The sequence below is a fragment of the Streptomyces alanosinicus genome (genome assembly GCF_014650595.1).
Lineage (GTDB): Bacteria > Actinomycetota > Actinomycetes > Streptomycetales > Streptomycetaceae > Streptomyces > Streptomyces alanosinicus.
In genome coordinates this window covers 58,119-78,363 of sequence record NZ_BMVG01000014.1, presented here as the reverse complement: position 1 = coordinate 78,363, position 20,245 = coordinate 58,119, and the positions used below count along the sequence as shown (strand labels likewise).

The 20,245-nt window shown below is 71.6% G+C and carries 14 protein-coding genes and 2 pseudogenes; 12 read left to right on the top strand and 4 right to left on the bottom strand.

Annotated features, from left to right (window positions below):
• Positions 1 to 4 precede the first annotated feature (4 nt).
• On the top strand, positions 5 to 829 hold the full coding sequence (locus IE277_RS26075; RefSeq protein ID WP_189956141.1) for a helix-turn-helix domain-containing protein: 825 nt from the start codon (positions 5 to 7) through the stop codon (positions 827 to 829).
• Positions 816 to 1,145: a DUF397 domain-containing protein gene (locus IE277_RS26070; RefSeq protein ID WP_189956140.1), complete on the top strand. Its 330-nt coding sequence runs from the start codon at positions 816 to 818 to the stop codon at positions 1,143 to 1,145. The genes IE277_RS26075 and IE277_RS26070 overlap by 14 nt, the downstream gene beginning before the upstream one ends.
• Here the strand turns inward: IE277_RS26070 and IE277_RS26065 are convergent, their stop codons facing one another.
• Positions 1,146 to 2,426, bottom strand: a complete 1,281-nt coding sequence (locus tag IE277_RS26065; RefSeq protein ID WP_229881966.1) for an ArsB/NhaD family transporter — start codon at positions 2,424 to 2,426, stop codon at positions 1,146 to 1,148. It lies immediately after the preceding gene.
• Positions 2,427 to 2,527: 101 nt separating this feature from the next.
• On the opposite strand from IE277_RS26065, the gene IE277_RS48895 reads away from it, so the two are divergent.
• From IE277_RS48895 to IE277_RS47450, 4 genes and pseudogenes are all read left to right on the top strand, one after another.
• Positions 2,528 to 8,371, top strand: coding sequence for a WD40 domain-containing protein (locus IE277_RS48895; RefSeq protein ID WP_189956138.1), 5,844 nt, complete (start codon positions 2,528 to 2,530; stop codon positions 8,369 to 8,371).
• Positions 8,372 to 8,445: 74 nt separating this feature from the next.
• Complete coding sequence (locus IE277_RS26055; RefSeq protein ID WP_189956137.1) at positions 8,446 to 8,973, top strand: hypothetical protein; 528 nt, start codon at positions 8,446 to 8,448, stop codon at positions 8,971 to 8,973.
• A 138-nt stretch (positions 8,974 to 9,111) separates the two neighbouring features.
• Positions 9,112 to 9,756: a hypothetical protein gene (locus tag IE277_RS26050; protein ID WP_189956136.1), complete on the top strand. Its 645-nt coding sequence runs from the start codon at positions 9,112 to 9,114 to the stop codon at positions 9,754 to 9,756.
• A 279-nt stretch (positions 9,757 to 10,035) separates the two neighbouring features.
• Positions 10,036 to 10,734 (top strand): annotated as a pseudogene (locus IE277_RS47450) (sigma-70 family RNA polymerase sigma factor); the annotation flags it as partial.
• A gap of 9 nt (positions 10,735 to 10,743) precedes the next feature.
• Here IE277_RS47450 and IE277_RS26040 read toward each other — a convergent pair.
• Positions 10,744 to 11,430 carry a glycerophosphodiester phosphodiesterase gene (locus IE277_RS26040; RefSeq protein ID WP_189956134.1) on the bottom strand — a complete coding sequence of 229 codons (687 nt, stop codon included), beginning with the start codon at positions 11,428 to 11,430 and terminating at the stop codon, positions 10,744 to 10,746.
• Between the two features lie 29 nt (positions 11,431 to 11,459).
• A pseudogene (locus IE277_RS26035) lies at positions 11,460 to 12,616 on the bottom strand (adenosine deaminase); the annotation flags it as partial.
• Between the two features lie 65 nt (positions 12,617 to 12,681).
• On the opposite strand from IE277_RS26035, the gene IE277_RS47445 reads away from it, so the two are divergent.
• Positions 12,682 to 13,491: a DUF4190 domain-containing protein gene (locus IE277_RS47445; RefSeq protein WP_229881965.1), complete on the top strand. Its 810-nt coding sequence runs from the start codon at positions 12,682 to 12,684 to the stop codon at positions 13,489 to 13,491.
• A gap of 176 nt (positions 13,492 to 13,667) precedes the next feature.
• Here the strand turns inward: IE277_RS47445 and ybiA are convergent, their stop codons facing one another.
• The gene (gene ybiA, locus IE277_RS26025) at positions 13,668 to 14,225 is read right to left on the bottom strand and encodes a riboflavin biosynthesis intermediates N-glycosidase (protein ID WP_189956132.1); all 558 of its coding nucleotides are present in this window, start codon (positions 14,223 to 14,225) and stop codon (positions 13,668 to 13,670) included.
• A gap of 209 nt (positions 14,226 to 14,434) precedes the next feature.
• Here ybiA and IE277_RS26020 point away from each other — a divergent pair, with 209 nt between their 5' ends.
• The 5 genes from IE277_RS26020 to IE277_RS26000 all read left to right on the top strand — a co-directional run bounded on the left by IE277_RS26020 (position 14,435) and on the right by IE277_RS26000 (position 20,232).
• On the top strand, positions 14,435 to 15,970 hold the full coding sequence (locus tag IE277_RS26020) for a gamma-aminobutyraldehyde dehydrogenase (protein ID WP_189956131.1): 1,536 nt from the start codon (positions 14,435 to 14,437) through the stop codon (positions 15,968 to 15,970).
• A gap of 106 nt (positions 15,971 to 16,076) precedes the next feature.
• Positions 16,077 to 17,324 (top strand): ABC transporter substrate-binding protein, encoded by a 1,248-nt coding sequence (locus IE277_RS26015; RefSeq protein ID WP_189956130.1) that lies wholly within the window; start codon positions 16,077 to 16,079, stop codon positions 17,322 to 17,324.
• 8 nt (positions 17,325 to 17,332) lie between these two features.
• A complete protein-coding gene (locus IE277_RS26010) occupies positions 17,333 to 18,502 on the top strand; it encodes an ABC transporter ATP-binding protein (RefSeq protein WP_189956129.1) in 1,170 nt (389 codons plus the stop codon).
• A complete protein-coding gene (locus IE277_RS26005; protein ID WP_189956128.1) occupies positions 18,502 to 19,431 on the top strand; it encodes an ABC transporter permease in 930 nt (309 codons plus the stop codon). The genes IE277_RS26010 and IE277_RS26005 overlap by 1 nt, the downstream gene beginning before the upstream one ends.
• Positions 19,432 to 20,232 carry an ABC transporter permease gene (locus IE277_RS26000; protein WP_189956127.1) on the top strand — a complete coding sequence of 267 codons (801 nt, stop codon included), beginning with the start codon at positions 19,432 to 19,434 and terminating at the stop codon, positions 20,230 to 20,232. It abuts the gene before it with no gap.
• The last annotated feature ends 13 nt before the right edge of the window (positions 20,233 to 20,245 follow it).

Genomic DNA, 20,245 nt, shown 5'->3' with positions numbered 1-20,245 from the left:
GCAGGTGGCCGTCGAGGACAATCCGCGTACGCGCTTGGAGTACGGGCAGGAGCTGAAGCGGAGGAGGGAGGCGGCTGGGTTGACCCAGGAAGAGTTGGCCCAACGTGTCATGATGTCCCGCACGCATATCGCCCACATCGAGGCGGGGCGGCGCAGGCCGGATGTTGAGGATGCGCGGCGGTTGGATCAAGTGCTGGGCACGGATGGGTTTTTCGAGCGGTTCCTGCCCACACTCGACGGTCGCAAGGTTGCTGAGCACTTCAAGGGAGCGCTGGAGTTCGAGGGGCAGGCCACTGCCATCAAGGAGTACGGGCCCAGCCTGGTCCCGGGTGTCTTGCAGACTCAGCAGTACGCGCACGAGGTGTTCAGCTCCAGCTACCCGCGCAAGAGCAACGAAGAATGCGAAGAGTTCCTGGCCACTCGCCTCGACCGGGCCCGCATCCTCGACGACTTCCACGCGCCGGAGTTCTGCGCCCTGCTCGACGAGACGGTGTTGCGGCGTGTGATCGGCGGGCCTGCTGTGATGTGCGAGCAGCTTCGTCACATCGTGGAGCTGGGAGAGTGCCGCCGCATCTACGTGCACGTACTCCCGTTCTCCGTGGGCGCGCACACCCTGCTGGAGGGGTTCCTCTCGCTCATGTGGTTCGAAGAGATGCCGCCCATCGCGTATGCGGAGGGTGTGAACAACGGGCGGATCCTTGAACTCCCGTCCTTGGTACGCGAGTGCCAGGAGATTTACGATCTTGCACTGGGCGACGCCTTGTCGCACCGTAAATCTCTGGACCTGCTCAGGTCTGTCGCGGAGGATTACGAGCATGCAGCCCAGTGAGCACACCATCCCTGACGCGTCAGTGCTGTCGGGTTGGCGCAAGTCCAGCTACAGCGGCGGCAGCGGCGGCTCCTGCCTCGAAGTCACAGCCTGGCGCAAGTCCAGCTACAGCGGCGAAAGCGGCGGCGACTGCGTAGAGGTTGCCGCTTGGCGCAAGTCCACGTACAGCGGCGGCGACAGCGGTGACTGCCTCGAAGTCAACGACACCCCCGCCCCCACCCACGTCCCCGTCCGTGACAGCAAGAACCCCACCGGCCCCGCCGTCGTCTTCTCGGCGCCCGCCTGGTCTGCGTTCGTCGGTGCCGTGAAAAATTAGTCAGCGCGTCAGCACCAGCGCCCCCACCGCCGCGATCACTGTCGCCGTCGCCAAAAAGAACCCCGTGCCCATCAGGCGGGCCACCGGTACTCGAACGCCGTAGGCATGGCAGCGCTCGAACCAGAGCAGCGTGGCCAGGGAGGCCCATGGGGTGATCACCGGGCCCGCGTTGGTGCCGACCAGCAGGGCGAGGAGCTGGTCGTGGTTGGCGGTCGGGACCGCCGACTCGCCGGCGAGGTAGACGGGGAGGTTGTTGAGGGCGTTGGACAGGCCGCCGCCCACCGCCGCCGCGCGGAACATGCCGAGCGTGCCGCTGTCGTGGCCGACCGCCGAGGCGAGCAGGTGGTGCAGCCCGTGCGCGTCGAACGTCTCCACCACCAGGAACATGCCCGGCACCATCACCAGCAGCCGCCAGGGGACGAGGGACACGCGGAGGGCGGAGCGGTCGCGGAGGGCGAAGGCCGTGACGGCGACCAGCGCGGCCGTCGCGGAGGCCATCCACAGCGGGACGTCGGCCACCAGGATGGCGATCAGGAAACCGGCGCAGGCGAGCCCGCACGCGCGGAACAGCACCGGGTCGGCGGGGCGGTGCACGGCGGGCGGGATGTAGCGGTCGGCCGGGTCGGGGCGGAGGTCCGCCGCGCGCGCCGACCCCGGGCCCGACACCGGTACGGCGGTCATCAGGCCGGACTCGTCGGTCACCGGCGCCCCACGCCTGCCCCGGCGCCAGAAGAACAGCCACAAACAAGCCATCGTCACGGCCAGCGCGGCGAGCTGCGGGGCCCACATTCGGCCCGCCAGGCCCAGCGGGGACAGGGCGACCCGGTTGGCGGCCAGCAGGTTCGTGAGGTTGGAGACGGGCAGCAGCAGGCTCGCCGTGTTGGCGAGCCACACCGTGGTCATGGCCAGCGGCACCGGCGCGATGCCCACCCGGGAGGCGAGCGCCAGCATCACCGGGGTCAGCAGCACGGCCGTCGTGTCCAGGTTCAGGGCGATCGTCGTGACCGAAGCGAAGGCCACGCACAGGAGGAACAGCAACCAGTAACTGCCCCGGGCGGCCCTTGCCATCCGGGCCGCGAGGACGTCGAACACCTCGGCCCTGCTGGTCAGCTCGGCCAGCACGATCACCGTGCCCAGGAAGCCCAGCAGCGGTGCGATGCGGGTCATCGCGTCGGAAGCGGAATCCGCGGGCAGCAGTCCCGTGGCCGTACAGATGAGTCCGGTCGCCAGCAGACCGATCGCCACCCGGTCCAGGACATGCAGACGGAGAAAGACACGCACGGTTGGAAGGGTCGCACAGTTGTGCCCCGCCGTGGCCCACGTGTCGCCGAACGCCTCGAAACGACCGGTGTCGGCCACTCTTTTCACGGCATCATGCATACATGGTGGCTCGTCAGAACATCCCGGGGGACACCGGGCCATTGGACTTCTTCATCAGCTACTCACCGGCCGACGAACGCTGGGCGTCGTGGATCGCCTGGACCCTGGAGGAGGCGGGGTACCGGACGGTGCTCCAGGCCTGGGACTTCGTCCCGGGCACGAACTTCGTCGACTTCATGGACCGGGGCGTCAGCGAGTCCGCCGCCGTCATCGCCGTACTCTCGCACAACTACGAGCGCTCCCGGTACGGGCGCATGGAGTGGCAGGCCGCGCTGCGCGCCGACCCGGACGCGCCGGAGCGGCGGCTGATCACCGTACGGGTCGAGGACATCCCCGTGGAGGGGCTGCTCGCCACCATCACCTATGTCGACCTGGTGCCGGTCGCCGATCCGGGGGCGGCCCGCGAGCTGCTGCTCGCCCGGGTGCGTCAGGCCCTCGACGGGCGGGCCCGGCCCAGCGCCCGCCCCGACTATCCGGGGGCGGGCGGCCACCCCGCGCCGTCGGTCCCGTCCGTGCCGAGCCCCGGACGGCCGCTCGGCGGGCCCGGCTGGGCGGGGCGCCGCAGACCGGCGGCGGCGCCGACATATCCGCGGGTGACGGCCGAGGGCGGGGAGCGGGAGGCGGTCACCGTGCTCCAGCTCGCCGGGCCCGCCTTCGGCCGGGGGCAGGACCCGGCCGAGCTGCAGGCCGCGATCCGGGGCGACCTGGTCGAGCTGACCGACGCCGGGGCGCCCTCGCCGGATCTGCTGGTCGTCACCGGCGACCTCACCGCCTCCGGCAGCCGGCGCGAGTTCGAACAGGCCCTCGCCTTCCTCACCGGGCTGCGCGCCCTGCTCGGACTCGAACCGCACCGGGTCGCCCTCGTGCCCGGCGGCCAGGACGTCAACCAGGCCGCCAGCCAGGCCTACTTCAGCACCTGCGAGGCCGACGACATGCCGCCCCGGCCGCCGTACTGGCCCAAGTGGCGGCACTTCGCCCGGCTGTTCCGCGAGCTGTACCAGGGGCTCGACGTGGTCTTCGACAGTGATCAGCCGTGGACCCTCTTTCCGGTGCCGGAACTGCACACCGTGGTCGCGGGGCTCAACTCCTCGATGGCGTACAGCCATCGGCGCGACGACCGGTACGGGCTGATCGGCCGCGAGCAGGCCGCCTGGTTCGCCCAGGCGCTGCGGCCGCACGAGACCGAGGGGTGGCTGCGGATCGGCGCCGTACGGCACGCGCCCGGCGGCGCCGCCCGGCCCGCCGCCCCCGGTGTCCGCCGGGCCGGAGCGCCGGGTGCGGCCGCCCTGGACGGCGCCGGGCCGCTGCGCGACACCGATGTGCTGACCCGGCTGACCGCGCCCCGGCTGCATCTGCTGCTGCACGGCCCGGCCGACTCCGGCGCGGCCCCGTCCGACCTGGCCACCACCGCCGGTGAGGTCCCGGTGATCGGCACCGGCCGGCCCGGCGGGCATCAGCTGCTGCGCGTCACCCGCGAGGGACTGGCCGTGTGGCAGGGGCCGGGCGAGCCACGGCGGCGGCAGGTCCAGTGGCGGCGCGCCGAGCGGGCCTTCGTGCCCGCGGTCGGGGACGCTCCCGATCCGGACCCGGCCGCCCCCGACCCCGAGCCGCGCGCCGTACAGACCCCCGCCGAGATACTGCTCGCCCGGGTCACGGAGGTGTGCCGTACCCGCCACGAGGGCGCCCAGATCCGCCCCGTGGACGGCCCGGTCCCCCAACTGCTCGTCACCTGGACCCAGTCCGGCTTCGTCCGCCAGCAGCGGGTCGCCGTGCACACCGGCACCCCGACCGGCGAGGACGTCGACCGGTTCGTGGCCCTCGTGCACGCCGCCGACACCGAGACCGAGGCCGAACTCGTCCACGACGGCCCGCCGCCCGCCCGTGAACTGCGCGACGCGGCCCGCCGCCGGGGCATCCGGGTGCGCAGCTTCACCGAGTTCCAGGGCCTGCTCGACCTGCGCGGATACGTCTCGGCGCAGAGCGAGCGGCTGCACACCGACCCGCGCTATCCCCCGGGCATGTACCTGCCGCAGCGCTACCGGGAGGTGGAACGCCTCGACGCCGAGGACCGCGACGGGCTCGTCGACGAGATGCTGCGGCTGCTCGACTCCGACCAGGGCCGCTTCCTGCTGCTCCTCGGCGACTTCGGACACGGCAAGACCTTCGCGCTGCGCGAGCTGGCCCGCCGTATCCCCGCCGAACTCCCGCACCTGGTCCCGCTGTTGATCGAACTGCACGCCCTGGACCGGGCCTACTCCTTCGAGGGACTCGTCGCCGCCCACCTCGCCGCCCACGGCGTCGACAACATCGACCTGCGCGCCTTCCGCTACATGCTCCAGCAGGGCCGGATCGTGCTCCTCTTCGACGGCTTCGACGAACTCGTCAACCAGGTCACCTACGACCGCGCCGCCGAACGCCTCCAGGTGCTGCTGGACTCCGCCGTGGACAGCGCCAAGATCGTCGTCTCCAGCCGCACCCAGCACTTCCGCTCCCAGGGGCAGGTGCTCACCGCGCTCGGCGAACGCGTCGGCCTGCTCCCGCACCGCCGGGTCCTCGCCGTCCAGGAGTTCACCCCGCGCCAGATCCACGCCTACCTGGTCAACCGCTACGACGGCGACCACCGCGCCGCCGACCACCGGCTCGCGCTGCTCGACGCCATCCCCGACCTGCTCGCCCTGTGCCGCAACCCCCGGCTGCTCGGCTTCGTCGCCGACCTCGACGACGACCAGCTGCGCGCGGTCGCCGGCGCCGGCCGCGCCCTCAGCCCCGCCGGGCTCTACCAGGAAGTCCTCACCGCCTGGCTCGGCTTCGAGGCGCAGCGGGCCGGCGCCAGCCCCGGCCGGGAGCCCGGACTCTCCCTGGACCAGCTGTGGGACGCGGTCACCGCGCTCGCCCTGCGGCTGTGGGAGAGCGGCCAGGACTCGCTGCGCCTCGACGAGCTGACCGATGTCGCCGAGACCCTGACCGGGCTCGCCGAGGCCCGGCTGTCGGTGCCGCAGACCGCCCACGCCATCGGCTCCGGCACCCTGCTGGTGCGCAGCGACGACGGGGTGTTCCGGTTCATCCACGGCTCGGTGGTGGAGTGGCTCGTCGCCCGTGAGTGCGCCCGCCGGCTCACCGACGGCGACAGCACCCTGCTCGGCCGGCGCCAGCTCAGCCGGCTGGCCGTGGAGTTCCTGTGCGACCTGGCCGACCACCGGATCTGCCAGGCCTGGGCGGAGCGGGAACTGTCCGCCGCGCCCGGCGACGGGGCGATGGACGCCGCCCACGCCAACGCGGTGAAGATCCTCAGCCGGCTCCGGGTGCCCGCCCACACCGATCTGCGCGGCGCCGCCCTCGCCGGGGAGGACCTCTCCCACCGCGACTTCTCCGGCGTCGACCTCACCCGCGCCGACCTCACCGACGCCCGGCTCGTCGGCGCCAACCTCTCCGGGGCCGTCCTGCGCGGCGCCCGGCTCGTCGGCGCCCGGCTCGACGGCGCGGACCTGACCGGCGCCGACCTGCGCGGCGCCGACCTCCGCCGGGCCCGGCTGATCGGCACCGAGCTGACCGGCGCCCGGGTGGACGGCGGTAACTGGCGGCGCGCCGCGCTGATCTCGGCGACCACCGGGCCGCTGGCCGCGGCGCCCGAACTCGCCACCGCCGCGCACGCGCCCGGCATGGCCGTCGACTCCGGCTTCCGGCCCTCCGCGGTCGGGGTGCCGTACGGCTTCGACATGCGCACCAGCCGGCTGCCCGAGCCCATCTCCTACAGTCCCGACGGCGAACTGCTCGCCGTCGGCAGCGAGGACGGCGGCGTCCTCGTCTGCGACGCCGCCACCGGCATGCCGCTGCGCACCCTGCAGGGCCACACCGGCCGGGTCTACGCCGTCAAGTTCCGCGCCCGCGTCCTCGCCACCGGCAGCTCCGACGGGACCGTACGGCTGTGGGACCCGGTCTCCGGCCGCTGTCTGCACCGGCTGCCGATCCACCCGAAGGGTGTCTGGCCCCTCGTCCTCGACGCCGACGGCTCCCGCATGGCCACCGGCGACGCCGACGGCGTCGTCACCGTCTGGGACACCGCCTCGGGCACCGCGCTGCACCGGCTGTCCGGCCACAGCGCGCCCGTCTACACCATGGCGTTCGGACCGGACGACACCTCCCTGGTCACCGGGGACGCCTCCAGCGCCGTACGGCTGTGGGACCTCGCCACCGGGCGGCGCAACGGTGAACTGCCCGGCCACGAGGGCGCGGTGTACCGGGCGCGGTTCAGCCCCGACGGCACCCTGCTGGCCACCGGCGACCGCGGCGTCGACCGGAGCAACGGCACCGTGCGGATCTGGGACGTCGCCACCCGCACCCTGCGGCACGAGTTCACGGGACACTCCGGACGCGTCTACACCCTGGACTTCCACCCTGCCGGCGCCCTGCTCGTCAGCGGGGACACCCAGGGCGAGGTACGGCTGTGGGACCTGGCCGCCGGGCGCTCGGCGGGGCTGCTCGGCGGCTGCCGAGGGGCCGTGTACCAGGTGCTGTTCGATCTCGACGGGACGCTGCTCGCGGCCGGGGACAGCGCCGGCGTGGTCCGGCTGTGGCGGATCGACCCGGCGGCCGACCCGGTCGCGGCGCCGCTGAACCGGCAGCCCGCCGAGCACCGCGGCTCAGTCTGGGTGTGCAAGTTCCGCCCGCACGGCGACGCCCCGGCCACCGGCCCCGGCGCGCTGCTGGTCACCGGCGGCAACGACGGCGTCGTCCGCCTGTGGGATCCGGCGACCGGACAGGGCAAGCGCATCCTGCGCGGCCATGGACGCCGCATCGGCACCCTGTCCTTCAGCCCCGACGGCTCGATGCTGGCGGCCGGCGGCAACGACGGTGTCGTACGGGTGTGGCACTCCGCCTCCGGGCGGCGGCTGCGCGAACTGACCGGGCAGAGCGACCGCCTGGTCTCGGCGGTGTTCGGCCCGGCCGGACCGCTGCTGGCCACCGCCAGCAGCGACGGCGACATCTATCTGTGGAACGCGGCCACCGGCGAGTACCAGCGCGAACTGGACGTCGAGACCGACCATGTGTGGGCCGAGGCGTTCAGTGCCGACGGCAGGCTCCTGGCCACGGCCAACGACGACGACACGGTACGGCTGTGGTACCGGTCCACCGGAGCCCATGTCGCCACCATCACCGAGCACTTCGGCCGGGTCCGCGCGATCGCCTTCCGGTCCGACGGCACGGCACTGGCGACCGGCTGCGACGACCGCAAGGTGCGCCTGTGGGACCTGGCGGAGGGCCGTATCACCGCCGAACTCGACGGCCACACCGACCGGGTCTACGCCGTGGCGTTCGCCCCCGACGGCTCCTGGCTGGCCAGCGCCTCCTGGGACGGTACGGCGCTGATCTGGAAGGACGGTGAGATCGCCCACCGGCTCACCGGCCACACCGGCAGGCTCTGGACGGCGGCGGCCCACCCCCGGCGCCCCCTGCTGGCCACGGCGGGCGACGACCGGACCGTCCGCCTGTGGAACCCGGAGACCGGCCGCGAGACGGCCGCGCTGAGGGGCCACACCGGACGGATCCTCGCCGTGGCGTTCAGCCCCGACGGCTCCCTGCTGGCCAGCGCCGGCGAGGACGGGACGGTACGGCTGTGGCAGGTGCCCGCGGACGCCGCCGCGGAGTCCCCGGCCACCCTGCGGGCCACCCTGGTCGGCATGCCCGGCGGCTGGGCCGCCCTGTCCCCGACCGGCGGCTACAAGTACGAGGGAGACGTCACCGGCGAGTTCTGGCACGCGGTCGGCATGTGCCGCTTCGAGCCCGGCGAACTGGACGGTCATCTGCCGGGGGTGCGGCATGTGGCCCTGGACGCGCCGCTGGAGTAGCGGGGAGGGACAGGGGCAAGGGGCGAGCGCGGGGTGCTTTTGAACGTGTTCAATTGTCGGCGTACGCTCATCCCATGAGCGACAGAGCCGCCCTGCTCCGGGGCATTCGTGTCTGGTTGGTCCTCTTCGTCGTGTGCCTCGTACTCAGCGGGGCCACCGCCTTCCCCCTGGTCCACGAACTGCGCTGGACCGAGAGCGCGTTGCGGGCGCTGTCCGTGCCCGACCACCTGCCGGGACTCTGGGACTGGATCGAGCGGGTGCGGACCGGTCTCGACACCGCCGACTCCGACTACCCCTTCCTCCTCTACGGCACCGACTGGCTGGCCTTCGCCCACCTCGTCATCGCGGTCGCCTTCTACGGGCCCTACCGCGACCCCGTCCGCAACATCTGGGTCGTCGAGTTCGGGATGATCGCCTGCGCCGGGATCGTCCCGCTCGCCCTCGTCTGCGGACCGATCCGCGGCATCCCCTTCTGGTGGAGCCTGATCGACATGTCCTTCGGGGTCTTCGGGGTCGTCCCGCTGTACGTCGTACGGAAGAAGATCAAGCGGCTGGAGGCGCTCGGAGCGGCGCCGCGCCCCATGGCCGCCCCCGCTGCTTGACGGCGGCGAGCACGATCCGCTGGGTCGAACGGCTGCTGCGGCGCATGGCGTACCGCTTCCGCGCAGAAAACTGTCATCGGCGCGCCCTTCGCCCCGTCTCCTCGCACATCACCGTCTCCTCGCCCACGGAGTCCCCGCATGCGCAGCCCGGCCCACCAGCACGTCGACAAGCACCGTCTGAGCCGACGGGGGCTCTTCACGCTCGGCGGGGGACTCGCGGCGGCCGGCGCGCTCGGAGGCGGGATCGCCGCGTTCACGGGCGCCGGGGCGGACGCCGCCCAGCCCGGGGCCGCGGCGGGCGCGGTGAAGCCCTTCGCCCACCCCGGACTTCTGGTGAACGCCGGTGATCTGCACCGCGCCAGGGTCCGGGTGGCCGCGGGCCGGGACCCCTGGCCGGCCGGCTGGCGGCGGCTCACCGCCAATCCGCACGCGCAGAGCATCTGGCAGCCGCGCCCGCAGGCCACCGTGTACCGCGGCGCGGGCTCCGGCCAGAACTACCGCACCCTCTACAACGACATCCACGCCGCCTACCAGAACGCCCTGCGCTGGGGTCCCCCCTCTGGGGGAGGATCGGCGGCACGGAGGCCCACGGCGACACCGCGGTCGCCATCCTCGACGCCTGGTCGGCCACCCTCACCACCGTCACTGGCAACGCCGACCGGTTCCTGGCCGCCGGGATCCACGGCTACCAGTTCGCGGCCGCCGCCGAACTCGTCCGCGACCACCCGCACTTCGCGTTCCCCCGCTTCAAGAAGATGCTGCGCACGGTCTTCCGCCCGATGAACCTCGACTTCCTCACCCGGCACAACGGCGCCGTCATCTCCGACTACTGGGCCAACTGGGACCTGTGCAACCTCGCCTCCCTCATGGCGATCGGCATCCTCCTCGACGACCGCGCCGACTTCCGCCGCGCCGTGAACTACCTCGAACACGGCCAGGGCAACGGCGCCCTCAAGAACGCCATCCCCGTCCGCTACGCCGCCCAGGACCTCGCCCAGTGGCAGGAGAGCGGCCGTGACCAGGGGCACAGCATGATGGGCATCGGCCTGCAAAGCCCGCCGTGCGCTGACGGCGGGCGCGACGCTCGTCGCGGGCGGCACCTACCTCGCCGTACGGACTCCGGACCGCCCGCCGCACCCGGCCGTGACACCCCCGGCGACCGGCCCGGCCATGTGGCCGCCGGCCACCGCCGCGCCCTCCCCGTCCCGGTCCGCCGCGCCCGCCGCCCTGCCGCACCGCCCGGAGACCGGCATCACCAGCACCGGCGGCGCCCACGCCGTCATGAACCACCGTGGCGACGCCGTCACCCTGCACGGCACGGGCTATGTCCTCGTGCGCTGGCAGATCTCCCCGCAGTACCGGGCCGGCAGCCTCGTCATGCCGGCCTGGACCGGGCTGAAGGGCAAGCTGTTCCATGTCGCCTCGGGCGGCGGCCGCCGTATGGACGACCGGCTCGGCACCGACCCCGCGGTCACCGGCATGGGCGGTCCGGCCGTCGGCTACACCGTCCTGCCGCCCGGCACCCGGCAGATGTGGCAGAACGAGTACTTCTACGTCGACGGCAGCGTCACCCTCACCCTGAACGAACGCGGCGCCGACTACGGCCTGAGCGTCTTCCCGGCTACCTGGGCGGCGGCCGAGAAGGACATCACCACCGCCCCCGCCCAGGGCGCCCGCCGCTACGGCCTGGTCCGCGACACCGGCCAGGACTCCACGCCCGTCCCGCAGTACCTCACCCGCGCCACCCCGCCCGACCCGGCACTAGGCCGGTCACGCGCCGTTGCGCAGGGTGTGCAGAGCGGCCACGCGGTTGGTGGTGATCGAGTCGACGCCCAGGTCCAGCAGACGGGTCATCGCGCGGCGGGTGTCCGGGGTCCAGACCGAGAGGAGACGGCCGTCGTGGTGGACGCGGGCCGCCAGGTCCCGGCTCACCAGGGAGAAGCGGTAGTTGAGCCAGCGCGGGCGGACCGCGTCCAGCAGCGCGGGCCGGGGCGGGGCGAGGCTCGTCCAGGTCAGGGCGATCTCGGCGGCCGGGTCGGCGGCGCGCACGGCGAGCATCGCCTCGGCGCCCGCGCAGTAGTAGACGCGGTCCTCGGCCCCGCTCTGCCGGACCGCGTCCACGACCCGGTCCGCCGTCCGCCGGCCGACCCGGCCGCACAGGTCCAGCAGCACCCGGCTGTCCCCGGTGGCCGCCAGCGCCTGGGCCAACGTCGGCACACCGCCCGCCGTGAGACCGCGCACCTCCTCGGCGGACAGCGCGGCCAGCGGCCGGTCGTGCCGCCACAGCCGCCGCAGCGTGTCGTCGTGCAGCAGCACGGGAACGCCGTCGCGGGTGAGGCGTACATCGACCTCGACCGCGTCCGCGCCCCGGTCGAGCGCGGATCGCAGCGAGTCGATGGTGTTCTCACGGAAGCGGTAGGGGTCGCCGCGGTGGGCCACGGCGGTCACGGTCTGCATGGCCCCCATTGTGACCACAGCCGCCGCGGTCAGGAGGCCTGCCAGGCGGCGGTGTACGTGTCGATCTCCGCCGCGATCCGGGCCTTGCCCTCGGCCTCCAGGAAGGACGCCTCCACGGCGTTCTTGGCGAGGTCGGCGAGGCCCCGCTCGTCCAGGTCGAGCAGCCGGGCGGCCACCGCGTACTCGTTGTTGAGGTCGGTGCCGAACATCGGCGGGTCGTCCGAGTTGATCGTGACCAGCACCCCGGCCGCCACGAACTCCTTGATCGGGTGCTCGTCCAGGGTGCGCACGGCGCGGGTGGCGATGTTCGAGGTCGGGCAGACCTCCAGCGGGATCCGGTGCTCGGCGAGATGGGCGAGCAGCGCGGGGTCCTGCGCGGAGCTGGTGCCGTGCCCGATGCGCTCGGCGCGCAGCTCGGTCAGCGCGTCCCACACCGTCTGCGGGCCGGTCGTCTCGCCGGCGTGCGGCACGGAGCGCAGACCGGCGGCGATGGCCCGGTCGAAGTACGGCTTGAACTGCGGCCGGGGCACGCCGATCTCGGGACCGCCGAGCCCGAACGACACCAGGCCCTCCGGGCGGATCCGGTCGTCGGTGGCGAGCCGTGCCGTCTCCTCGGCGGACTCCAGCCCGGCCTCGCCGGGAATGTCGAAGCACCAGCGCAGTACGGTGCCGAACTCGGCCTCGGCCGCCTTGCGGGCGTCCTCGATCGCCGCCATGAAGGCCGGCTCGTCGATGCCCCGCCGGGTGGAGGAGAACGGCGTGATGGTCAGCTCTGCGTAGCGCACCTGCTGCCGGGCCAGGTCGCGGGCCACCTCGAAGGTCAGCAGCCGGACGTCCTCCGGGGTGCGGATCAGGTCGACGACCGACAGATACACGTCGATGAAGTGCGCGAAGTCGGTGAAGGTGAAGAAGTCGGCCAGGGCCTCGGGGTCGCTGGGGACCTTGGAGTCGGGGTGGCGGGCGGCCAGCTCGGAGACGATGCGCGGGGAGGCGGAGCCGACGTGGTGGACATGCAGTTCGGCCTTGGGCAGTCCGGCGATGAAGGTCCGCAGATCGCGGTCGGCCGTGCCGGTGGCGGGTACGGAGCTGTCGGTCATGGGGTCCTCCCCGGAAAGGCGCCCGCGGAGCGAGGTCCGTGGTGCGGGCGCGGTGATCGGCTGATCGGTTGCGCGGGATCATCGTAGGCCCCGGACCGCGTCCGCTTTGCCTGCCCTTAGCATGGCGACACAGCCAGGAGAGGGGGCCCACACCATGTCCGAGCAGGTGCCGCAGTCCACGCCGCAGCAGAACCAGCCTGCGGGCACGGGCCCGACAGCGCCCCAGGTGTCCCTGGACAAGGGGGCGGGGGAGCGGCCGGGTGCGGCCCAGGACGCGATACCCGGCTCCGGCCCGGACTCCGCCGCGGCCTCCCTCTCCTACCAGCAGACGGTGACCTCGCTGCCCGCGGCGGCCCCGAACGCGCCCGCCGACGCCGCCCGCTCCGCCTGGGCCCCGCCGGCCACCGGCCCCGCCCCCGCGGCGAACCCGTTCGCACCCCCGTCGGCCACCGCCCCCGCGATGCCGTACGCTCCGCCGGCCGCCCCCGCGACCCCGTACGCGTCCCCGGCCGGCCCCTATGCCCCGCCGGCCGCGCAGCACGCGGGCCCGGAACCGGTGCCCCCGCCGCCCGTCGCCCCCGACGGCCCCGGCCGGCTGCCCTACGGCTACCCGGGCGCGCCGGTCCCGTACGCCTCCTACCCGGGGCAGCCGCAGCCGCCGTACGCCGGCCTCTACCCGTCCGCCAACGGCTACGGCTGGCCCGGCATGCAGCCCATGCCGAGCAACGGCATGGGTACGGCCGCACTGGTGCTGGGCATCCTGGCTGCCGTCTTCTTCATAGTGTGGCCGGTCGCCCTGGTGCTGGGCATCCTGGCCATCATCTTCGGCGCGCTCGGCCGGGGAAAGGCGAACCGCGGCGAGGCCACGAACCCCGGCATGGCCCTGGCCGGCCTCGTCTGCGGCAGCTCGGGCATCGTCCTGGCCGTGGGCTTCATCGCGATCTTCATCGCGTCCAGAACCTGATCCACGGACCAGTCCCCGGCGACGTCGGGGTACAGACCCGGTGCCATCCGTCGGCCAGGCCCCGCGACATCCAGGGACAGACCTGGTGCCATCCGTCGGCCAGGCCCCGCGACATCCGGGGACACACCCCGGCGCCATCCGCCGGAGAGGCCTCGGCGTCATCCGCCGGTCACGCCCTAGCGGCCGGCCAGGACCTCCCGTGCCTCCATCAACGCGAACCCCAGCAGATTCGGCCCGCGCCAGCGCTCCGGGTCGGCGGCCGCCGCGTCGTCCGCCGCGAGGCCGATGCCCCACACGCGGTCCACGGGGCTCGCCTCCACCAGGACACGGTCGCCGGTCCCCAGCAGGAACGCGCGCAGCGCGTCGTCGGCCGCGAACTTGTGGACGCTGCCCTCGACCACGATGCGGAAGCGCTCCCGCTCCCATATCGCCGCGTCGAAGCCTTTGACCAGCCGTCCCGCCTTCTTCGCCTCGGCGGGATGCCCCGCGGCCAGCGCCCGGCGCTCCGCCTCGGCGTCCTCGAACAGCCGGGCCTTGCCGGCCATCATCCAGTGCTCGGCCGTCGCATACGTCACGCCGTCCACCACGAAGGGTGACGGCCACCACTGGCTCAGACAGCTCGCGCCGATCGTGCCGTCCGGCCTCGGCCGGTGCCCCCAGAAGTGCAGATACTTCACCCGCGCCCCGGCCCGGACCTCGCTGATCAGGGCTTCCACCCCGTTGATCTTCCCCATGCACGCGAGTGTGGCACGCACCACTGACACTCCGTCCGTCCTTTTCCGTCTCCACTCGACACCTGGTCGACAGATTCCGTCGCGTAACCAAAAGGCAACAACGGAATCACTTGTTGGAGTCCTATTGCTCTGTCAGGATCGGCACTCAAATCGAGCTGGAGCTACGCCACCCACCCCCCGGGACGGGGCGAACGGCGGAGGAGAGCGACATGCACAACCCGGGCACCGCCACCCCGGAACGATTCCCCGCACAGGAGCGATTCGCCGATGGCGCGCAGTTCATCGCCGGTCGCCTGACCAAGGGCACCTCGGGCCGCGTCCACGCGGTGACCGACCCCGCCACCGGTGACGAGGTCTACACCTACGAGCTGGCCGGCACCGACGACGTCGACGCGGCCGTCAGCGCCGCGCGCGAAGCCTTCCCGGGCTGGTCCTCGGCCACCCCGGGCGAGCGCTCCGACGCCCTGCACCGCTTCGCCGCCGTGCTCGCCGACCGCGCCGAGGACGTCGCCCGCGCCGAGTCCCTGCAGTGCGGCAAGCCGCTGAAGCTGACCCGCGAGTTCGACGTACCGGGGACCATCGACAACATCGCCTTCTTCGCGGGCGCCGCCCGGCATCTGCAGGGGCAGTCCGCCGGTGAGTACTCGGGCGACCACACGTCGTACATCCGGCGCGAGCCGATCGGTGTCGTCGGGTCCATCGCGCCCTGGAACTACCCCCTGCAGATGGCCGCCTGGAAGATCCTCCCGGCCATCGCCGCGGGCAACACCATCGTGCTCAAGCCCGCCGAGCTGACCCCGCTCACCTCGCTGCTCTTCGCGCAGGCCGCCACGGACGCCGGCATCCCCGACGGGGTCGTCAACATCGTCACCGGGACCGGGAAGGAGGCCGGGGAGCACCTCGTCGGCCACCCCGACGTCGCCATGACCTCCTTCACCGGGTCCACCGGCGTCGGCAAGCGGGTCGCCGAGGTCGCCACCGCCACGGTCAAGCGGCTGCATCTGGAGCTGGGCGGCAAGGCACCCTTCGTCGTCTTCGACGACGCCGACCTGGAGGCCGCCGCCCACGGCGCCGTCGCCGGTGCGCTCATCAACACCGGCCAGGACTGCACGGCCGCCACGCGCGCGTATGTGCAGCGGCCCCTCTACGACGCCTTCGTGGAGCGGACCGCCGCCCTGATGGAGACCGTGCGGCTCGGCGACCCGTTCGCCGCGGGCACCGACCTCGGCCCGCTGATCTCGCACGTCCAGCGCGACCGGGTCGCCGGCTTCGTGGACCGGGCGCGTGCCTACGCGCGCGTGGTGACCGGCGGCGAGGCACCGGGAGGCGAACTGGAGAAGGGCGCCTACTACCGGCCGACCCTGATCGCCGGCGCCGCCCAGGACAGCGAGATCGTCCAGTCCGAGATCTTCGGCCCGGTACTGGTCGTACTGCCGTTCGATGGTGATGATGAGGGCATCCGGCTGGCCAACGACACCCCGTACGGCCTCGCCGCCTCCGCATGGAGCCGCGATGTGTACCGCGCCAACCGCGCCACCCGCGAGATCAAGGCGGGCTGTGTGTGGGTCAACGACCACATCCCGATCATCAGCGAGATGCCGCACGGCGGCTACAAGGCCTCCGGCTTCGGCAAGGACATGTCGGCGTACTCCTTCGAGGAGTACACGCAGGTCAAACACGTAATGTTCGACAATACGGCGGTGGCCCGCAAGGACTGGCACCGCACGATCTTCGGGGACCGGTAGCAGTCGCCGACGGCGACGGACCGACATCACTTCCAGACGGCTGCTGCCGGGTGTGACGACCCGGCCCCGACCAGGCCGACCCATCCTCCGAAAGGGCACCACGCGCATGGAGCAGTACGAGCCCGACCGCCTGACGCCGGTCGAAGCCGCCGCCGTGCGGCGCAGTCTCCGTAATGGCCGGGCCGCGATGACCCGGCGCTCGCTGCTGCGCGCCTGTGCGGGCGGCGCGCTCACGGTCGGCGGACTGGGGGCGCTGAGCGCCTGCGGGATCCCCGCGGCGAACAAGACGCAGGGCGGCGTCTCCGCCGACGACCACTCGGCCACGGAGAAGGTCGTCGACTTCTCCAACTGGCCCGAGTACATCGACGTGGACGACAAGACCAAGCGCCATCCCACGCTCGACACGTTCGCCCGGCAGACCGGCATCCGGGTCAAGTACACCGAGGACATCAACGACAACGACGAGTTCTTCGGCAAGATCCAGCCCGAGCTCGCCGCCGGCCAGGACACCGGCCGTGACCTCATCGTGCTCACCGACTGGCTGGCCGCCCGCATGATCCGCCTCGGCTACGTCCAGAAACTGGACCCGGCCAACCTGCCGCATGCCTTCGCCGACCTGTCGGACCAGTTCCGCAGCCCGGACTGGGACCCCGGGCGGGCGTACTCGTACCCCTGGCAGGGCATCTCGACTGTCATCGCGTTCAACAAGCAGGCACTCGGCGGCGTCGAGGTGAAGTCGATCTCCGACCTGCTCGACAACCCCAGGCTGAAGGGCCGCGTCGGCTTCCTCACCGAGATGCGTGACAGCGTCGGCATGACCATGCTCGACATGGGCATCGACCCGGCGAAGTTCACCGGCGACGACTACGACAAGGTGATCGCCCGCCTGCAGAAGGCCGTCGACAAGGGCCAGATCCGCCGCTTCACCGGCAACGACTACACCTCGGACCTCACCAAGGGCGACCTCGCCGCGTGCGTGGCCTGGGGCGGCGACATAGTCCAGCTCCAGGCGGACAACCCCCACGTCGGCTACGTCATCCCGGACGCCGGGTACATGACGTCGACCGACAACATGCTCATCCCCAACAAGGCGCGCCACAAGACGAACGCCGAGCGGCTCATCGACTTCTACTACGAGCCCGAGCCCGCCGCCCAGCTCGCCGCGTACATCAACTACGTGAGCCCTGTCGCGGGAGTCAAGCCCTATCTTGCGAAGATCGACAAATCGGCGGCGGACAATCCGCTGATCATTCCCGACAAGGCCATGCAGGCGAGGTCCCATGCCTTCCGCGCGCTCACGCAGAAGGAAGAGACGGCCTACCAGCAGAAGTTCTCGAAGCTCACAGGGGCGTGACGACGACGATGACGACACCAGACAACAGCGGCGACGTCCGCCTCTCCGGTATCAGCAAGACCTACGACAACGGCTTCACCGCCGTACAGCCGCTGGACCTGACCGTGCCGCAGGGCTCCTTCTTCGCCCTGCTCGGCGCGTCCGGCTGCGGCAAGACCACCACCCTGCGCATGATCGCCGGCCTGGAGGATCCCACGACGGGAGCCGTCCACCTCGGCGACCAGGAAGTGACCCATCTGCCGCCGTACAAGCGGCCCGTGAACACGGTCTTCCAGTCCTACGCCCTCTTCCCGCACCTCGACATCTTCGAGAACGTCGCCTTCGGTCTGCGCCGGCGCGGCATCAAGAGCGTGAAGAAGCAGGTCGAGGACATGCTCGACCTGGTCCAGCTCGGCGAGCAGGCGCGCAAGAAGCCGCATCAGCTCTCCGGCGGCCAGCAGCAGCGGGTGGCCGTCGCCCGCGCACTCATCAACCACCCGAAGGTGCTGCTGCTCGACGAGCCGCTCGGCGCCCTCGACCTCAAGCTGCGCCGCCAGATGCAGCTGGAACTCAAGCGCATCCAGACCGAGGTCGGCATCACCTTCGTCCACGTCACACACGACCAGGAGGAGGCCATGACCATGGCCGACACGGTCGCCGTGATGAACGCGGGCCGCGTCGAACAACTCGGCTCGCCCACCGACCTCTACGAGAACCCCGACACCACCTTCGTCGCGAACTTCCTCGGCACCTCCAACCTCATCGAGGCCGAGGTCGACACCAAGAACGGCGACGACATCGTCCTCAAGGCCGGCGGCGGCAAGCTGGTGCTGCCCGAGGCACGATGTTCGGCGCCCACGAAGGCCGGCGGCAAGGTGCTGGTGGGCATCCGCCCCGAGAAGATCTCCCTCACCCACGCCGACGACGCGGGCGACATCCCCGAGGGCCGCAACCGCCTCACCGGCAAGATCGCCGACGCCAGCTTCATCGGTGTCTCCACCCAGTACGTGATCGACAGCCCGGTCTGCGACGAACTCGCGGTGTACGTCCAGAACGTGGAGCGCGACGGCCGGCTGGTGCCCGGCGCCGACGTCGTCCTGCACTGGAGCCCGGCGCACACCTTCGGACTCGACGCCGCCCAGTCCCTGCTTGCCGGGACAGTGGGCTCCGCGGGCACCGAGGAAGAGGCGGCCGCCTGATGCCGACGCTCACCGAGGCGCCCCCGCCTCTCGCGCCCACCGCGGACGGGAAGAAGCCGACGCGCAAGCGCGGCCGGTTCACGCCGTACTGGCTGCTGCTGCCCGGCATCCTGTGGCTGATCATCTTCTTCGCGCTGCCGATGATCTACCAGGCCTCCACCTCCGTGCAGCAGGGCTCCCTGGAGCAGGGCTACAAGGTCACCTGGCACTTCGCGACCTACTGGGACGCGCTGTCCCAGTACTGGCCGCAGTTCCTGCGGTCCGTGTTCTACGCGGCCGCCGCGACGCTGCTGTGCCTGCTGCTCGGCTACCCGCTGGCCTATCTGATCGCCTTCCGCGCGGGCCGCTGGCGGAACCTGATCATGATCCTGGTGATCGCGCCGTTCTTCACCAGCTTCCTGATCCGCACCCTGGCCTGGAAGACGATCCTCGCCGACAACGGCCCCGTCGTGCACGCCCTGAACTCGCTGCACGTCCTGGACCTCACCAACTGGCTCGGCTGGACGGCCGGCGACCGGGTGCTGGCCACACCGCTGGCGGTGGTGTGCGGACTGACGTACAACTTCCTGCCGTTCATGATCCTGCCGCTGTACACCTCGCTGGAGCGGATCGACGGACGGCTGCACGAGGCGGCCGGCGATCTGTACGCCAGGCCGTGGACCACCTTCCGCAAGGTGACCTTCCCGCTGTCGATGCCGGGCGTGGTCTCCGGCACGCTGCTGACCTTCATCCCGGCGGCCGGTGACTACGTCAACGCCGAACTGCTCGGCTCCACCGACACGCGCATGATCGGCAACGTCATCCAGACGCAGTTCCTGCGCATTCTGGACTACCCCACGGCCGCGGCCCTGTCCTTCATCCTCATGGCCGCCATCCTGGCCATGGTCACGATCTACATCCGCCGGTCCGGGACGGAGGATCTGGTCTAAATGCCCTTCGTCAACTGGCTCAAGCGCCGTCTCGTCGTCATCGCGGGACTGCTGACGCTCGGCTATCTCCTGCTGCCGAACGTCATCGTCACGGTGTTCTCCTTCAACAAGCCGAAGGGACGCTTCAACTACGAGTGGCAGCAGTTCTCGCTGGACGCCTGGAAGCAGCCGTGCGGCGTCGCCGACATGTGCGGCTCGCTCTCCATCAGCCTGCAGATCGCGATCTGGGCGACGATCGGTGCCACGGTCCTCGGCACGATGATCGCGTTCGCGCTGGTCCGCTACCGCTTCCGGGCCCGCGGCGCCATCAACTCGCTGATCTTCCTGCCGATGGCGATGCCCGAGGTCGTCATGGCCGCCTCGCTGCTCACCCTGTTCCTCAACATGGGCGCGCAGCTCGGCTTCATGACGATCCTGATCGCCCACATCATGTTCTGCCTCAGCTTCGTCGTCACCGCGGTCAAGGCGCGCGTGATGTCGATGGACCCGCGTCTGGAGGAGGCCGCCCGGGATCTGTACGCCGGCCCCGTACAGACCTTCCTGCGGGTCACCCTGCCCATCGCGGCACCCGGAATCGCCGCGGGCGCGCTGCTGTCGTTCGCGCTCTCCTTCGACGATTTCATCATCACCAATTTCAACGCGGGCTCGACCGTCACCTTCCCCATGTTCGTGTGGGGTTCGGCGCAGCGCGGAACTCCGGTCCAGATCAATGTGATCGGTACGGCGATGTTCCTGGTCGCCGTTCTCATCACGCTGTCCTCGATGGTCATCAGCAATCGCCGCAACAAGCAAAAGGCCTGAGCCTTTTCCAGAA

Coding starts and splice junctions, on each gene's coding strand:
- IE277_RS26000 (WP_189956127.1), top strand. CDS start 19,432: ATGCCCTTCGTCAACTGGCTCAAGCGCCGTCTCGTCGTCATCGCGGGA.
- IE277_RS26070 (WP_189956140.1), top strand. CDS start 816: ATGCAGCCCAGTGAGCACACCATCCCTGACGCGTCAGTGCTGTCGGGT.
- ybiA (WP_189956132.1), bottom strand. CDS start 14,225: ATGGGGAAGATCAACGGGGTGGAAGCCCTGATCAGCGAGGTCCGGGCC.
- IE277_RS26005 (WP_189956128.1), top strand. CDS start 18,502: ATGCCGACGCTCACCGAGGCGCCCCCGCCTCTCGCGCCCACCGCGGAC.
- IE277_RS26040 (WP_189956134.1), bottom strand. CDS start 11,430: ATGCAGACCGTGACCGCCGTGGCCCACCGCGGCGACCCCTACCGCTTC.
- IE277_RS26050 (WP_189956136.1), top strand. CDS start 9,112: ATGCGCAGCCCGGCCCACCAGCACGTCGACAAGCACCGTCTGAGCCGA.
- IE277_RS26055 (WP_189956137.1), top strand. CDS start 8,446: ATGAGCGACAGAGCCGCCCTGCTCCGGGGCATTCGTGTCTGGTTGGTC.
- IE277_RS48895 (WP_189956138.1), top strand. CDS start 2,528: ATGGTGGCTCGTCAGAACATCCCGGGGGACACCGGGCCATTGGACTTC.
- IE277_RS26015 (WP_189956130.1), top strand. CDS start 16,077: ATGGAGCAGTACGAGCCCGACCGCCTGACGCCGGTCGAAGCCGCCGCC.
- IE277_RS47445 (WP_229881965.1), top strand. CDS start 12,682: ATGTCCGAGCAGGTGCCGCAGTCCACGCCGCAGCAGAACCAGCCTGCG.
- IE277_RS26010 (WP_189956129.1), top strand. CDS start 17,333: ATGACGACACCAGACAACAGCGGCGACGTCCGCCTCTCCGGTATCAGC.
- IE277_RS26020 (WP_189956131.1), top strand. CDS start 14,435: ATGCACAACCCGGGCACCGCCACCCCGGAACGATTCCCCGCACAGGAG.